Here is a 17196-nt window from a genome sequence, read left to right as displayed (position 1 = left end):
AGAGAGTAGCTAGATATAGCTTGAGAGTGATTTCACAAATTGTGAAATCTTAGAGTTAAGATACACAAGTCCTCTGAAAGTGTCAAATCTTGCTATGCTATTCACGTATTGTGAAATTTAAATTCTAGCAACAGAAAAAGTATTGTAGGTTGTGGAGCTATGGCGGATGACCTTTACCATGCAATCGGAGAGCGGATTCGGCGTGCTCGTGAAAGTGTGGGATTATCTCAGCAGGACTTGGCCAAGCGAATTGGCTATTCGTCACCAGCGACTATCTCCCATTTTGAATCTGGTGAACGCAGAATTAGTATTCAAGACCTGCAACAAATTGCTCAAACTCTTGGATTGCCCACAGACCACTTTCTTCAAACTGAGACCCCTTATCAGGGCATTGAGTCCTTTCGCCTAAGAGCGCACGCAATTCGTCCAGCAGCCAGAGAACCCGTTCTAGCATTTTTAACATTTGCTCAGAAACACAGTCGGACTCTTAAGCAAATGCCATCAGGCTTGGAGAATTTGCGACCGGGAAAAGCTGCTGAGCGAGTTTTGGCTGACCTCAAAATTGAGGAACCTCCAGTTTCTCCCCGCGATGTTGCAGTCGGATTAGGAGTGCCAGTGTTTGAATGGGAGTTGCCGGACGAAATTTCAGGGATCTTCATAAGCCATCAAAATCAGTTTTGCATTGGGGTCAATGAAGCTCATCCACGAGTGCGTCAGCAATTCAGCATTGCTCATGAGATTGGACATTTAGTTTATGACCGCTCGCAAAGCCTTTTCCTGGATTTTACAGAAGTCTCGATGACGGCTGACTTGGAAAAGTTACAGGATTCTAAAGCAGAAACTAGGGCAAATCAGTTTGCGGCTGACTTATTAATGCCTGCTGTGTGGTTACGTAAGGACGTTGAGCGGTATGGTGCAAACGATCTAACCTTCCTTGCTAAGCGCTACGAGGTAAGTCAACAGGCTTTGTGGTTCCGTCTTCTCACTCTGAAGCTTGTAACGGTTGTTTAATTCGCCTTACAGCACTTTGCAAATTGGTAAGCTACGGGAAACACTGAAAGGCTGATTCCTGATCCTTTGGCAATTAGGTTGGGAATTGCTTTAATGGAAAGGGGTTTAAGGCTCCACTGTTGAGGGTGTATTCATGCTGGGAATACTAAAAGAGTTGGTGAGCGGGCCTTTGTGAGATGGGATGAACCTGCGACCAAAGCCCCAGTTTAAAAGTTCTATCCCGAACCAGTGTATGAATATCTTTGACTTTCGCGATCGCCTTGTCCGGGACTACTCTGACTATGTCACCAGCTTCATCGAGATCCAGGACAACCGTATCCGACAGAAAGTTGAGGAAAGCTTCGATGCTGGCATTCTATGGCCCGATCCCTTAATTCAGCTTAATCCTTCTTTTGAGTCTGGTGGTTGGGTCGATGATCTTGTAGCAGAAGGCGTACTGCACTCGGAATGCTCCCGTATTTTTCGGGTTAAGAAAGATCATCCACCGCATCAGGGTAACCCACTTCGGTTACACAAGCATCAGGCGGATGCTATCCGCATAGCCAGAGGTGGACACAACTATGTTTTAACAACGGGAACTGGTTCTGGTAAGAGCTTGTCCTATATTGTTCCGATTGTGAACCACGTTCTTCAGCGCGGGAAGGGGCAAGGCATTCAGGCGATCGTGGTTTATCCCATGAACGCCTTGGCGAACAGTCAGGCGAAGGAACTGGAGAAGTTTTTGTGCCAAGGCTATGAGGACGGGCATCAGCCTGTTGCCTTCGCTCGCTATACCGGGCAAGAGTCAGAGGCGGATCGGCAGATGATTCTAGCAAATCCGCCGGATATCCTGCTGACCAATTACGTCATGCTGGAGCTAATTCTGACCCGACCCAGGGAACAGGATTTAATTAATGCCGCTCAAGGACTACAGTTTCTGGTTTTAGATGAACTGCATACCTATCGGGGGCGACAAGGGGCAGACGTTGCTCTGTTGGTGCGGCGAGTTCGAGATCGTCTAGCAAGTAACCAGATGCAGTGTGTTGGAACTTCAGCCACTTTGTCCAGCGCAGGCACCTATGAGGAACGGCAGGCAGCAGTTGCAGATGTCGCATCACAAATTTTTGGGGCAAAGGTACAGCCAGAACACGTTATCGGTGAAACCCTTAAACGCACCACTCCAGACTGTAATTTGCAAGATTTTCAATTGATTCAGCAACTCATTGGTCGTATTACTGACCCAACTGGACAGTCTCCCAAAGATTACGCTGGGTTTATTGCCGATCCACTCTCGATTTGGATCGAGAGTACGTTTGGAGTAAAAGCTGAGTCTGGCAGTTCTCGATTAGTACGTGCTCAACCCCGTAGTTTAACGGGTAAAGGCGGTGCTGCATGGGAGTTGAGCCAGCTAACTGGGCTGGCGCTTGAGCCGTGTGTAGATGCCCTCCAAGAAGGACTGTTAGGGGGATATCAGTGTCCCAATCCAGAAACGGGCTATTCGCCTTTCGCTTTCCGCTTACACCAGTTCATTAGTAAAGGAGATACCATATACGGCTCCTTAGAGCCAGAAGCAGAGCGGCATCTTACTCTGCAAGCGCAGCAGTATGTTCCTGGAGATCGTGATCGAGTCCTGCTACCCCTTGTTTTTTGCCGAGAGTGTGGGCAGGAGTATTACTCTGTCCGAAAAACCCATGATTCTGACTCTGACCAATGGAAGCTAGAACCGCGAAGCTTGAACGATGTGCTGAATGACATGACGAGCGAGTCTGGCTTCTTCCACATCAGTACAAATCATCCCTGGTCTGATGAGATTCAGACCTTGATCGACAAACTACCTGATGACTGGCTAGAAGAACACCCGACCAAAGGTACACTCATTCGGAAAAATCGCCTACCAGATTTGCCTCAACCTATTCGTCTAAAGCACGACGGTTTTATTGGAAAAGAGGGATTGGCGGGGCACTACCTGAAAGCGCCCTTTCGATTTTGTCTGAATTGTGGAGTGTCTTACGGTGCTAGACAAGCATCGGATTTTGGTAAATTAACCTCGCTCGGTTCTGAAGGACGTAGCACTGCAACAACCATCCTCAGCTTGTCTACTATTCTGAGTTTGAAGCAAACTAGCCTTGAAGACACTGCCAAAAAGCTACTCAGTTTCACTGATAATCGGCAGGATGCTTCCCTACAAGCAGGACATTTCAACGATTTTATTGAGGTTGGATTACTACGATCAGCCCTTTATAAAGCCGTTGATGCAGCAGGTGCTGATGGACTGCGCCACGAAGAAATTACCCAAAAAGTTTTTGATGCTCTCAGTTTGCCGTTGCCCCTATACGCCAGTGATGCTTCCGTCCGCTTTCAAGCCTTAGCGGACACGCAACGGGCATTGCGAAATGTGTTGGGTTATCGTCTCTATTTAGACTTGAGACGAGGATGGCGTATCACCTCTCCTAATTTGGAGCAGTGTGGCTTGTTAGAAATCCAATACTTATCTCTTTGTGAGGTCTGCGAGGCAGAAGATGTATGGCAGAACTGTCATCCCACCCTGGCAATGGCTCGACCCGAAACACGAGTGAAAGTTGCAAAAGTTTTACTCGATTATATGCGGCGTGAGCTTGCGATTAAGGTTGACTACTTGAATGAGCTTTGTCAAGACCAGATTCAACAGCAAAGTTCACAAAAACTCATTGCTCCTTGGGCGATCGATGAGAACGAGCGAATGGAGCATGCCTCTATCTTGCTGCCCAGATCTAGGGGTAAAGATGACTATCGTGGCTATGTTTATCTTTCTGCTCGGGGTGGCTTTGGACAGTATCTTCGACGACGAGGCACCTTTGAAGCATTCCAGGAACGTATCAAACTAACAGATACCGAAGTCATCATCCAAGATTTATTGAAGGGTTTAAAAGAAGCAGGGCTTGTCGAGATTGTGCTGGAACCGCGTAACGAAAGCGATGTACCAGGTTATCAACTTCCTGCCTCTGCCTTACTTTGGTTAACCGGAGACGGCTCTAAAGTTTTCCATGACCCAATTCGCGTTCCCCAACAACCTGAAATTGGCAGTAAGCCAAATCCGTTTTTTCTCCATTTCTACCGCACGATTGCGGCAACAGCTCAAGGGCTAGAAGCACGGGAGCATACCGCTCAGGTACCAGCTGATGAGCGAGAAAGGCGGGAGGAAGACTTCCGGAAAGGAGCGTTACCTCTACTCTATTGCTCACCCACAATGGAGCTGGGGGTTGATATTGCGGATCTTAATGTGGTCAACCTCCGTAACATGCCGCCGACCCCTGCTAATTACGCTCAGCGTAGTGGTCGTGCTGGACGTGGCGGTCAGCCCGCGCTGGTTTTTTCCTACTGCTCTACCGGCAGCTCCCACGATCAATACTTCTTTAAGCGACCTGAGAAAATGGTTACAGGAGCAGTCACGCCGCCAAGACTGGACTTGGGCAACGAAGATTTGATCCGAGCACACATCCATGCTATTTGGTTAGCGGAAGCGAAGTTGAGCCTGGGAACCACGTTGAAGGATTTGCTGGACGTTATGGGTGAGAATCCAAGTCTGACGCTGGTAGATTCGGTTCAAGCTGTTCTTCAGGATAATCAGCCAAGACAGCGGACAAGGGCTCGCTCTAATCGTATTTTGGCTACCATTCAAACCGAGTTGCAAACGACCGATTGGTACAGCGATCGCTGGTTAGATGACGTACTCATTCATATTGCTCAGGAGTTTGATCGAGCGTGCGATCGTTGGCGAGATCTGTATAAAGCTGCCCTCGCTCAGTTCCAACTTCAGAACCAAGTGATCCAGGATGCTTCCCGTAGTGCGAATGACAAGGAACAGGCGAAACGGTTACGGCGAGAGGCAGAAGCCCAACTGCAACTGTTAACTGAAACCAATAACTTTGTTCAATCTGACTTCTACAGCTACCGTTATTTTGCTAGTGAAGGCTTTCTCCCTGGATACAATTTCCCTCGTCTTCCCCTATCTGCATTCATTCCAGCCCGCCGAGGACGAAAAGGACGGGAGGAATATTTGTCTCGTCCCCGGTTCCTAGCTATTTCAGAATTTGGACCACGCGCGATCGTCTACCACGAGGGCTCCAAATACCTGATCAATCGAGTGATTCTGCCAGTTTCCGATACGGACGAACCCATCACCACGGGGCAAGTAAAACAATGCCCAAGCTGTGGTTATCTCCATCCGGTTGCCGAACCGGACACCCTTAACAACTGCGAACGCTGCAACACTGAACTCAATGGCTCACTGCGATCGCTAATTCAGCTGCAAAATGTGACAGCTAAGCGACGCGATAAGATTAACAGTGATGAGGAAGAACGCGTTCGACTCGGTTACGAGATTCGGACAGGCGTTCGGTTCCCAGAGCGTGGTGGTCAACCATCTTACCGAGTTGCCACTGTAGAACAAGCTGGAGCAACTCTAGCAAAACTCACCTATGCACAGGGCGCAGACCTTTGGCGCATTAATTTGGGTTGGGCAAGGCGGAAAGACAAAAATCAATATGGCTTTGTTTTAGATACTGAGCGGGGGTATTGGGCAAAGAACGAACAAGCTGTAGACGATACCGACGCTGACTCCATGTCTGCTCGAACGACACGAGTTATTCCGTTCGTCAAAGATCATCGAAACTGCCTGCTACTAGAACCGGCTTCTCGCCTTTCGATCGAAGTCATGGCATCATTGCAAGCTGCACTCAAACAAGCTATTCAAGTGCAGTATCAGCTCGAAGATAATGAGCTTGCTGCCGAACCACTCCCTTCTCGTGATAGCCGTCGCCTCATTCTATTCTACGAATCAGCAGAGGGTGGTGCAGGCGTATTGAAACGGCTTTTAGACGATCCTCAAGGATTGGCTGAAGTCGCCAAAACGGCTTTGGAGCTTTGTCACTTTGACCCTCAGACCGGAGATGATCGTCACCGCGCACTACAGTCTCAAGAGGATTGTGAAGCTGCCTGTTACGACTGCCTCATGAACTACAGTAATCAACGGGACCATGGGTTGCTCGATCGCAAGGAGTTGCGGAATCTACTTCTACAACTAGCTCAAACTCAAGTCATTGCGGCTCCTGCTGCTAAACCCCGTTCCGAACACTTGAAACAACTGATGCAGCAAGCGGAATCAACTCTAGAGCAAGACTGGTTAGATTACCTGGAGATAAGGGGATTCCGTTTACCATCTAAGGCTCAAGCTTCTATTTCAGCATGTAAGACTCGCCCTGACTTCTTGTACGAAAGCGAGATGACAACTGTCTATATCGACGGTCCACACCATCTTTATCGCGATCGTGCTCAACGAGATCAAAACCAGACCGACTGCTTGGAGGATTTAGGGTATTCAGTCATTCGGTTTGGCTTGCAGTCGGATTGGGAAACAATTTTGCAGCAATACCCTCATGTCTTTGGCGTTGCTCAACCAACACTATTGGCTAATGTTGTTGATCAGGACACGCCCGGGGCACCGCTCGATTTAGATTTATTTGACCCTGTTTGGCATAGCTTCATCCAGGCTCTTGCTGAAGTTGAAGGGATTGAAATTGAAGCAGGGGGAGATGTCATGCAAGACGGGCAGGTTGTGGGTGATTTCATTGCAGAGGTGGCTCAAAATAGTGCCATTTTGAGGTTGGTAGATGCAAGCAGCCCAGGGGCATCTGTGGTTCAGCAGGCGCTCCAGGCTCAAGGGTATAAAGTACTATTACTTGATCAGAAGACAGCAAATCCAATCGCTATCCTCCAAGCTTTAGAGGAGGATAGCTAATGCCAATTGCTCTTAGCAATTCCCTTGCCAGTGCTGCCCGTAAGCTGAATGCCAATGAAGCACACCGAGTTTGGGCATTCCTCGATAAGTTCTGGGAAAACCCAGCCTACCCCAGCCTCAGCCTGGAACGGCTCACGAAGATTAAGAATGATAACTTATGGTCGGGCAGGATCAGTGATGACCTACGAGCCATCCTTCATAAAGAAGGCGATTTGTGGACTGTTTTGTATGTTGATCATCACGATGAAGCCTACAACTGGGCGAAGACCCGAACGATCGAGCGACACATCAAAACAGGAGCCTTGCAGATTGTAGTCGCTCCAGAAGTGGTAGCAACTATTGTGGGAGCCGACCCCACCCCTTCTAGTCAACCCTCACTCTTTGCCCAGTATCCAGATGATTACCTTCTCAGCCTCGGGGTACCGCCGACCTGGTTACCGACAATTCGGCAGATTCGCTCAAAAGATATTCTATTAAATGCCATCCTAGAGCTGCCAGAAGAGGTTGCAGAACGCTTGCTGGACTTAGCAGAAGGTGGATTTGTTACACCTCCCACGCCTTTAGCTGAGGATCAGCCCGCGATCGCCAGTCCTGATACGAAACGTCGATTTACGGTTCTTGACAGCAATCAGGATTTACTGAAACTACTGGATGCTCCCCTGGCAACCTGGATTGCTTTCCTGCACCCATCTCAGCAACAACTAGCGTCTGGCTCCTTCAAAGGTCCTGTGAAGGTGACTGGAGCTGCGGGAACAGGTAAAACCGTTGTGGGGTTGCATCGGGCAAGATACCTGGCTAGGCAAGGAAAGCGGGTTTTACTGACCAGCTTTGTCACGACCTTATGCCACAACCTGGAGCGTAATCTACAACTGCTCTGTACGCCAGAAGAGTTAGCTCATATTACTGTAACGACGGTGCATCGACAGGCAAGAGAGTTGCTTGGGCAAGCTGGCGAGGCTTGGGAAGTTGTTGATGACGATGCCATTAAAAAGCTGATTGAACGTTTTAATCAGCCAAGCTGTCCACTCAGTTCTACTTTCTTGGCTTTGGAATGGGAGAGCGTGATTCAGGCGCAGGGCATTACGAGTTGGGAGTCATATCGTACCGCCAGCCGTACTGGTAGAGGGCAACCATTAACAGTAAAGGATCGTAAGCAGGTTTGGTTGGTTTTCGAGCAGGTGCTTAAAGCTCTTTATGTGCAACGAGAGACGGATTGGTCGGGGATCTGCCATCGTGCTGTCGAACTACTCAACACTGGCAGAGTTCAAAGTCCTTTCGATACTGTGATCGTAGATGAGCTACAGGATTTAGGTCCCCAGGAGATTAAGCTTCTGGCGGCTCTTGCAGGGGAAGGAACTGATCGCCTGATGTTGCTGGGTGATGCAGGACAGCGGATTTTTGCAGGACGGACTAGCTTGAAAAGTCTAGGGATTGATGTGCGAGGGCGATCGCATATTCTCCGCATCAACTATCGCACCACTGAGCAAATCCGTAGTTTTGCTGACCAGCTTGTGGGCGATCAACGCGATGACCTGGATGGAGAACCAGAAGAGCGAAAGAGTACGATCAGCCTGCTACGAGGACCAGAGCCAACTCTTCATGGATTCAAAACTCAGCCTCAACAACTTCAATTCATCAATGATCAGATCCAGAAGCTTTTGCAGCAAGGATTAGCACTGGATGAAATTGCTATCTTTGCTCGTACGAATGATGCGCTCAAACCTGTTGAATCCACTCTGGAGGCGGCAAGACTAGCTTGTCAGCGGTTGAATCGTGACACAGAGCCACAAGCAAACGCCATTAATCTCGGCACCATGCACCGGGCAAAGGGGTTGGAGTTCAAAGCGGTGTTTGTCGTTAACCTGGTGGATGATCAGATGCCATTAATTCATTTGGTTAACCAGATGCCAGATCAGCTATCGCGGGAAGCAGCCCTTGAACGCGAAAAGCAATTGCTCTACGTTAGCGTGACACGGGCAAGGGATGAGGTTTTTGCAACCTGGGTGGGTCAACCGAGTCGCTTCTTGGAAGCGGTGCTGACGGCTCCTATGCAAGCCAAAGTATGAAGTAGGAGAAGAATCGATGACTTTTGCGGTTGGTTCATTGGTCAAGGCACGTGATCGCGAGTGGGTAGTTCTTCCTGAATCTACTGATGAGATGCTTATTCTGCGCCCTTTAGGGGGCACTGAAGATGAAGTTACAGGTATCTATATTCCCTTGGAGACTGTTGAACCAGCCCAGTTCGATCTACCTGATCCGACCCAACCTGGCGATAATCGGTCTTGTCGGTTACTGCGAGATGCGGTGAGGTTGGGTTTCCGTTCTAGCGCTGGTCCCTTTCGTTCCTTTGCCAAAATTGCAGTTGAACCCCGCCCCTATCAGCTTGTGCCTCTGTTGATGGCACTGAAGCTAGATCCAGTCAGGGTCTTGATTGCTGATGACGTGGGGATTGGAAAGACGGTTGAAGCCTGTCTGATCGCACGGGAATTGTTGGACAGGGGAGAGGTAGAACGCTTAGCCATTCTTTGCCCGCCCCATCTGGCAGAGCAGTGGCAACGAGAATTACTGGAGAAATTCCATCTTGAAGCCGAGTTAGTACTCTCCAGTACAGCGACTCGTTTGGAGCGCCATTGTCGTTTGGGGCAATCGCTATTTGACCTCTACCCCTATGTGATTGTCTCAACAGATTTCATTAAGTCTGAGCATCGACGGGAGGAGTTTCTACGAACATGCCCAGAACTGGTGATTGTGGACGAGGCTCATACTTGCGCTTATGCTGGAGAAGGACGAGGGGGACGACATCAAAGGCACCAATTGATTGCTGGTCTTGCGGCTGACCCCGATCGCCATCTACTTCTGGTGACCGCGACTCCACACAGTGGGAAGGAAGAAGCGTTCCGCTCGCTCTTGCGACTTGTGAATCCGGCTTTTAAAGATCTACCCGACGATCTGACTGGAAAGGAAAATGAGCAGTACCGCCGTCAAATTGCGGCTCATCTGGTTCAACGGCGACGTGGGGATATCCAAACCTACCTGGACGCAGATACCCCATTTCCCATGCGGGAAGATAAGGAGGCGACATATACCCTCTCGCCAGACTATAAAAAGCTGTTTGAAAAAGTTCTGAAGTATGCCCGTGAAATCGTTCAAGATCCGGCAGAGGGCAATCGCTATCGACAGCGAGTACGGTGGTGGTCTGCTCTGGCATTACTACGTTCTCTGGCTTCCAGCCCGGCAGCAGCCGTCGCAACCCTAAGAAATCGGGCAGACACCGCAGACACCGACACCCCAGAAGCCGCTGATGAGATCGGTCGCCGTACTGTGCTGGACCTAATGGACGACGAAGCAGCCGAAGGAGTAGATGTGCTGCCGGGGAGCGATATCGGAGAGGTGGCAACGGATGAGCAGAAGAACCGCGATCGCTTGCTGCGAATGGCGCGGGAAGCTGAAGGTTTGCAGGGAAAGAAGGATGCCAAGCTCCAAAAGACAATCGATTTGGTGAAGACTTTTCTCCAAGACGGCTTTCAGCCCATCGTTTTCTGTCGATTTATTCAAACGGCAGAATATGTAGCGGAGCATCTGAGAAACGCGCTTAAAGGGGTGGAAGTGGCAGCAGTAACCGGTAGCCTGCCCCCCAAAGAACGGGAGGCACGAGTGCTGCAACTGGCAACAGCCCCTAAGCGAGTGCTGGTCTGTACGGATTGTCTGAGTGAAGGCATTAACCTTCAAGAAGACTTTAATGCTGTGCTGCATTATGACTTGTCTTGGAACCCTACTCGTCATGAACAACGAGAAGGACGGGTCGATCGCTATGGGCAACCCAACGATAAAGTGCGAGTTTTGACCTATTACGGCACAGATAACCAGATAGACGGCATTGTGTTGGATGTTTTGATTAGGAAACACCGGACGATTCGCAGTTCCCTTGGCATTTCTGTCCCTGTTCCTGTTGATACCGATCAGTTGGTGGAAGCCATCTTTGAGGGTTTGTTGCTGCGGGAGCAATCGCATAGCGAGGCAGCACAGTTGACATTATTTGATGACAGCTTCTACAAGCCGCAAAAAGACCAACTCTTCCAGCAGTGGGAAGCTGCCCAAGATCGAGAAAAGCGATCGCGCACCATGTTTGCTCAAGAAACGATCAAAGTTGAGGAGGTCGCTCAGGAGCTACGAGCGGTTCGCTCGGCAATTGGCTCAGGAGTGGATGTCGAGGCTTTTACTCAAGAGGCATTGCAAATCTATGGTGGAACGGTTCAAAAGGAGCGCAAAGGCATAACGTTCAGTCTGACAGAGGTGCCCAAAGCCCTACGAGAAGTGATTGGTGGCTACGACCAGTTTCAGGCTCGCTTTGAGCTGCCTATTCAAGACCATCAACTGTACCTCAGCCGGACACACCCGATTGTAGAAGGGTTGGCAACTCATGTGATGGATACTGCTCTAGATCCACTTGGGGATGCAGTAGCCAGACGCTGTGGCGTGATTCGTACCTGTCAGGTGGAACGGCGCACCACATTATTGCTCACTCGGTTTCGTTACCATATCTTGATGAAGCGAGGTGAGACAGAACATCCATTACTCGCTGAGGATTGCCAACTACTCGCTTTCGCAGGCTCTCCTCAGAACGCTGAATGGTTGGACAGCTCAATCGCTGAGGAACTGCTGCAAGCTAGATCAGATACCAATATTGGCGCTGATCAGGCAAGGGACTTTCTACAAAAAGTGATTGCTAACTTCGATCAGCTCCGTCCTCATCTGGAGCAAGTAGCTGAGAGACGAGGGCAAGAACTCTTAGATGCTCATCGCCGAGTTCGGACTGCCGCTCGGATGAAAGGAGTCAGCTACCGAGTTGAACCGCAACTACCACCGGATGTTTTAGGGATTTTTATCTACCTGCCTTCACTCCTCTCCTAGTTTCTTCAGTAACAGGCGATTGTCATGCGCTTTCTTTTCATTGATCTACCGATAGTTCTACTTAAAGTTGGCTTCTACTTCCTTATTTTCTCCACGCCGATTTTGGGAGTATGGCTGGCATCATCCCTGGTTGCGTATATCAATGGTCCGGTCTGGCTCACCGTTTTTTCAGGAATTCTGCTATTTCCGCTGATTCCAATTGTTTGGGATTTGTGCGGATATAAAAAACGTAAGGCTTCTAGAACTTTGTCGTGGGGCGATCGCATCACCCTACGGACTCTCATCCTCAACTTTCTGTTTATTGCCTGCCTGCTGGCACTTCGCCCCCAAACTTCATTTCTAGCCCTCTCAACTCGTGGCGATTGGATGCTAGATGGTCGTCAGGGAACAGCCGTTGAAGTTACACGAAGGAGCTTATTCTATCTAGCTAATCAATTGGAATGGCTTTATTTATCGTTCCACCAAAACCCATTTGAGCAGTACGCAGATTCGACACTCGTTCCACCACAACCTTCTACAACTCAAACTTCAACACCAATTCCCAAGCCCTCACAACGAGCTAGCCAGTGGCCGTGGGAGGGCGTTGGCATACATCCTGCTGTTGCAAACATGCCAGCTAGTGTAGAAACGAGTATTGAATCTGTAGCCCAGTACATCGTCCAGCAAGAAAAAGACCCTGTACAAAGGATCAAGGCTCTACATGACTATGTTGCAGACCACATTGCCTATGATGCCCCTGCCTATTTTGCTGGGCAGTACCCTCCTCAAGATGCAGCAACCGTTTTTCAACGGCGAACAGCGGTTTGTGCTGGCTATGCCAAATTACTGGAGGCTTTAGGAAAAGCGGCAGGTGAGGAAATTATTTATGTTGTAGGTGATTCCCGCAGTCAAACCAGTGACTTGAATGGTCAAGGGCACGCCTGGAATGCAGCAAAAGTGAATGGGGATTGGTATTTGATTGATGCCACCTGGGATAGCGGGTATGTCGATCGCTCAGGTTTTACTAAGCAGTACAAGACAAGCTATCTGTTTCCACCACCTAATGTAATGGCAATCAGCCATTTCCCAGACGATTCAGCATGGCAGTTATTACAAATCCCTTTAACCCGTGGCGAATTTCTGAGACAGCCCATGCTTAGACCTCAGTTTTTTGCGGATGGGTTAAAGCTTGTCTTTCCAACTCGATCGCAAACGGACGTGCAGGGTGATGCATTGCTACAAATCGAGAACCCACGCCAGAAGTGGTTAATAGCAAGCTACAGCTCTAAAGGAGGCGGGCAATCTCAAAATTGCCTGGGGCAACCTATTCGAGGCAACCAAATTTCTTGTTCTTTACCAGGTTCAGGTACCTATGAGGTGAGTCTATTTAGTGGGGATGATCAGGCTGGACGTTATGGCTATGTTGGGCAAGTTGAGTTCAACAAAAGCTGATAGGTTGATTAGCTAGGAGTAGAGCATGAGACTAAGGGAAGCCTATATCTTCACTACAGTTCGCACGGAAGGAGCAATTCTTCCGGCAGATTTGCTGCAGCGGCTCGTGAGCAGAGACAAAGACCTGGATGGACTCAGCCCTGCATCTTATCATTTGCTAGAAGGAGAAAAGCTCAATGAGGCAATTAACCGTTCCTGGACGCGGCTGCGCGGAGCATGGGTTAGTTTCAAGGTGGCTCTCGAAAGTTTGCCTGCTAGCGACTTGGGAACCAGTGTCACGCGCGATCGCTTCCTTCTCCCATTATTTCAGGAACTTGGGTATGGGCGGCTTGCAGTGACAAGGGCGATCGCGGTCGAGGGCAAAAACTACCCAATTTCTCATAGCTACCAACACACTCCGATCCATTTAGTGAGTTGGCAAGTGGATTTGGACAAACGCACTGCCGGAGCAGCAGGCGCGTCACGGAGTAGCCCTCACAGCCTGGTACAAGAATTACTCAATCGTTCGGATGCTCACCTCTGGGCATTCGTTTCCAATGGTCGTAAACTGCGAATTCTCAGAGATAACGTTAGTTTGACCCGTCAGTCCTTCGTCGAGTTTGACCTCGAAGCGATGATGTCGGGGGAGGTCTACGCCGACTTTGTGTTGCTGTGGTTGCTCTGCCATCAATCGAGGGTTGAAGCAGAAACACCGAAGCAGTGCTGGTTGGAGCAATGGTCGCAGGCGGCGCAGGCTCAAGGCACTCGCGCTCTAGAGCAACTACAGGATGGGGTAGAAGCCGCGATTACGGCACTGGGGCAAGGGTTCCTGTCTCATCCGCAGAACCAGGAACTACGACAACGGTTGCAATCGGGAGTGCTGACTGCTCAGGATTACTATCACCAACTGCGGCGATTGGTCTACCGTCTGCTGTTTCTGTTTGTGGTCGAAGACCGGGAGGCACTCCTCGATCCGACCGCTGCCCTAGCAACGAAAGAGCGGTACATTCGGTACTACTCGACAACCAGGCTTCGGCTGCTGGCGGAGCGGCTGCGTGGGACGCGTCACAGCGACCTCTTTCATAGTTTGCGGGTGGTGATGAGAAGCCTGGGTGGGCAGGGATGCCCTGAGTTGGGGCTGTCTGCTCTGGGAAGCTTTCTTTGGTCGAATGAAGCAATGCCAGCACTAGAGCCGTGCCAGCTTGCGAATGCGGCGTTACTCGATGCAGTCCGATCGCTCGCGTTTATTAGCGGCCGACACGGACGACGACCCGTTGATTACAAAAATCTGCGATCGCGGGAGTTGGGCAGCATTTATGAATCGCTGTTGGAGCTGCATCCAGAAATTAACGTCAATGCTGGCACCTTTGCATTGAAGGCAGTCGCGGGTAATCGGCGCAAGACGACGGGTTGCTACTACACTCCAGAAAATTTAGTCCAGTGCTTGCTCGATTCAGCGCTTGATCCGGTTCTGGAGGAAGCCTGTCGCCAACCTGATCCTGAAGCCGCCATACTCAAGCTCAAAGTTTGTGATACCGCCTGTGGCAGCGGGCATTTTCTGACGGCTGCGGCTCATCGCATGGCAAAACGATTGGCTGCAATTCGGACGGGAGAGGAAGAGCCTGCACCAGAAGCAGTGCGGACTGCTCTACGCCAAGTGATTGGGTGCTGCCTCTATGGGGTTGATGTGAACCGCATGGCAGTTGAGCTTTGTAAGGTGGCTTTGTGGATGGAGGCAATGGAACCGGGTAAGCCCTTGCCATTCCTGGAGCATCACATTCAATGGGGCAACTCGTTGATAGGAACGACTCCAGCCTTAATGGCAAAAGGAATTCCGGATGCAGCCTTTAATCCAATTAAGGGAGACGAGAAGGCGATTTGCTCCCGGTATAAGAAGCAGAACAAGGAAGAGCGATCGCAGGGGCAATTAACCCTGGTTGATCCGTCTTCAAAGCCCTGGGGATGGTTAGAAGACATTGCGATTTACGCACCGGAGTATCAGCCCTGGCAGCAGTTGGAGGATATTGCGGCGGCGATGAAGGAGTTGGATCAGATTCCAGATGAATCGATCGCCCAGGTTCGCCTGAAGCAACAGAAGTATCAAGCTCTCATGGAGTCGTCGGAGTATCGGTTTAGCCGTTTTCGGGCAGATGCCTGGTGCGCGGCGTTTGTCTGGAAGAAAACGCAGGAGTTTGCATATCCCATTAGCGATGAAGTCTTCCGAAGAATTAAACAGAATCCCTACAATGCGCCGGGATGGATGGGGCAGGAAATAGAACGACTACGAGAGCAATATCATTTCTTCCACTGGCATATCGCGTTTGCCCATGTCTTTGAGGTGCCAAAGCATGAAGAGGCGGTAGAAAATAGCCAGGTGGGTTGGTCGGGTGGGTTTGATGTAGAACTGGGAAATACCCCCTGGGAGCGTATCAAGCTTCAGGAGCGGGAATGGTTTTCTGCCTACCGTCCTGACATTTCAAACACCGTCAGTTCGGCTGAGCGGAAACGCAAAATCCAAGCTCTTCAGACTGAAGATTCCTATTTGTACACTCAGTTTATGGAGTCCTGCCGCCAAGCAGAGGGCGAGAGCCATTTCGTCCATCAGTCGGAGCGCTTCCCGCTGTGTGGGCGGGGAGACATCAATACCTATGCCATCTTTTCTGAAACCAATCGGCTGTTGCTAAAGGCAACAGGTTTGATGGGTTGTATTGTCCCCTCCGGGCTGGCGACAACGGATACGACCAAGTTCTTCTTTCAGGCTTTGATGGACTCAGGCTCTTTAGTGAGCTTCTACGACTTTGAAAACCGGGAACGGACGCTGTTTCCCGATATCGATGCTCGAATGCGGTTTGCCCTTATGACTTTAGCGGGTAGCAACCGCCCCACGGCTACGGGTGACTTTGTCTTCTTTGCCCATCGCCTTGAAGACCTGGATTTAGAGGAACGTCATATCAGGCTCACGCCTGAAGCGATCGCCCTGCTCAATCCTCATACCAAGACTTGCCCGATTTTTAGGACGCAGCGGGAATTTGCGATCGCCAAACAAATCTATGCCCAGGTTCCTGTTCTCGGTCACTCCAATTCCATAGAGAACGATAGCTGGAACATCAGGATTGTCATGGGGTTGTTTGACCAGAGCCTTGATGGGGATTATCTGTACGCATCTGAGTCTCCAAACGGTAGCCGACTGCTAAGAACCTATGAAGCCCGTATGATTGGGTTATTCAATCATCGGGAGTGTTCTGCGGCGACGACCGATAAAAACACCTTTCGGACAGGAGTGAGCGTCGAGATTACGGATGCAGAACGCCAGAGTCCTGAGTTTTTAGCGCAACCCCGGTACTGGGCATCGCAGCAAGAGTCCGATCGCCGCCTGCCCGCAAACTATCCGTATCAGTGGTTTATTGGGTACAAAGATGTCACCAGTGCGACGAATACGCGCACGATGATTGCCTGCGTGATGCCCAAAGCAGCGGTGCTAGCCAGCATCCGCACAGTTCTGTTCTCGACTCATGCCCCGTCTACCCTGTTCTGTTTGCTGGCGAACTGGAATAGCTTCTGCTTCGATTTCATTTGCCGCCAGGGAACCCCCGGCAACCATTTATCAGATTACATTCTGCGTCAGTTGCCAACGCTTGTTCCTTCAACGTATGAGCAGGTGTGTGCATGGGATACGGCACTTGGCTATCAGGGTTGGATACTTCCCCGTGTGCTGGAACTGACCTATACAGCTTGGGATTTACAAGCCTTTGCTCAGGACTGTGGTTATGAGGGTGCGCCCTTTCGATGGAATGAAGAGCGACGCTTTCTGCTCCGGTGTGAATTGGATGCAGCCTATTTTCATCTCTACAACCTTCAGCGAGAGGATGTAGCGTTTGTCATGGAGACGTTTGCCATTATCAAGCGCAAGGATGAGCAAAAGTATGGCTATTACCGGACGAAAGACACGGTTCTGCAAATCTATGACGCGCTAGCTGAAGCTATCCGCATCGAACAGCCCTACAAAACGGTACTTGACCCACCACCTGCTGATAGGGGGGTAACTCATACGCCCCAAATGACGATCGCCCAGCCCTTCTCTCCCGCCGACCCAAGCCAGGTTCAGTAGT

At 50.1% G+C, this 17196-nt stretch carries 6 protein-coding genes; all 6 read left to right on the top strand.

The window, feature by feature from the left end; genetic code table 11:
* The first annotated feature begins 159 nt into the window (after window positions 1–159).
* A complete protein-coding gene (locus tag AC1S5B_RS18435) occupies window positions 160–1011 on the top strand; it encodes a helix-turn-helix domain-containing protein (protein ID WP_482037164.1) in 852 nt (283 codons plus the stop codon).
* Window positions 1012–1243: 232 nt separating this feature from the next.
* The gene (locus AC1S5B_RS18430; RefSeq protein ID WP_482037163.1) at window positions 1244–6766 is read left to right on the top strand and encodes a DEAD/DEAH box helicase; all 5523 of its coding nucleotides are present in this window, start codon (window positions 1244–1246) and stop codon (window positions 6764–6766) included.
* Complete coding sequence (locus AC1S5B_RS18425) at window positions 6766–8832, top strand: 3'-5' exonuclease (RefSeq protein WP_482037162.1); 2067 nt, start codon at window positions 6766–6768, stop codon at window positions 8830–8832. Before AC1S5B_RS18430 ends, AC1S5B_RS18425 begins: the two co-directional genes overlap by 1 nt.
* Before the next feature lie 16 nt (window positions 8833–8848).
* A complete protein-coding gene (locus AC1S5B_RS18420) occupies window positions 8849–11677 on the top strand; it encodes a helicase-related protein (protein ID WP_482037161.1) in 2829 nt (942 codons plus the stop codon).
* A 24-nt stretch (window positions 11678–11701) separates the two neighbouring features.
* On the top strand, window positions 11702–13108 hold the full coding sequence (locus AC1S5B_RS18415) for a transglutaminase domain-containing protein (RefSeq protein WP_482037160.1): 1407 nt from the start codon (window positions 11702–11704) through the stop codon (window positions 13106–13108).
* Window positions 13109–13133: 25 nt separating this feature from the next.
* Window positions 13134–17195 (top strand): Eco57I restriction-modification methylase domain-containing protein, encoded by a 4062-nt coding sequence (locus AC1S5B_RS18410; RefSeq protein WP_482037159.1) that lies wholly within the window; start codon window positions 13134–13136, stop codon window positions 17193–17195.
* Window position 17196 lies beyond the last annotated feature (1 nt).

This window comes from Leptolyngbya sp. CALU 1928 (genome assembly GCF_056784215.1).
The sequence above is the reverse complement of the archived record's forward strand: the minus strand, read 5'-3'. Positions and strand labels throughout refer to the sequence as shown.

Bases quoted from the DNA above. Each gene is read 5' to 3' on its own strand.
- AC1S5B_RS18435 (WP_482037164.1), top strand. From the start codon at position 160: ATGGCGGATGACCTTTACCATGCAATCGGAGAGCGGATTCGGCGTGCT.
- AC1S5B_RS18430 (WP_482037163.1), top strand. From the start codon at position 1,244: ATGAATATCTTTGACTTTCGCGATCGCCTTGTCCGGGACTACTCTGAC.
- AC1S5B_RS18425 (WP_482037162.1), top strand. From the start codon at position 6,766: ATGCCAATTGCTCTTAGCAATTCCCTTGCCAGTGCTGCCCGTAAGCTG.
- AC1S5B_RS18420 (WP_482037161.1), top strand. From the start codon at position 8,849: ATGACTTTTGCGGTTGGTTCATTGGTCAAGGCACGTGATCGCGAGTGG.
- AC1S5B_RS18415 (WP_482037160.1), top strand. From the start codon at position 11,702: ATGCGCTTTCTTTTCATTGATCTACCGATAGTTCTACTTAAAGTTGGC.
- AC1S5B_RS18410 (WP_482037159.1), top strand. From the start codon at position 13,134: ATGAGACTAAGGGAAGCCTATATCTTCACTACAGTTCGCACGGAAGGA.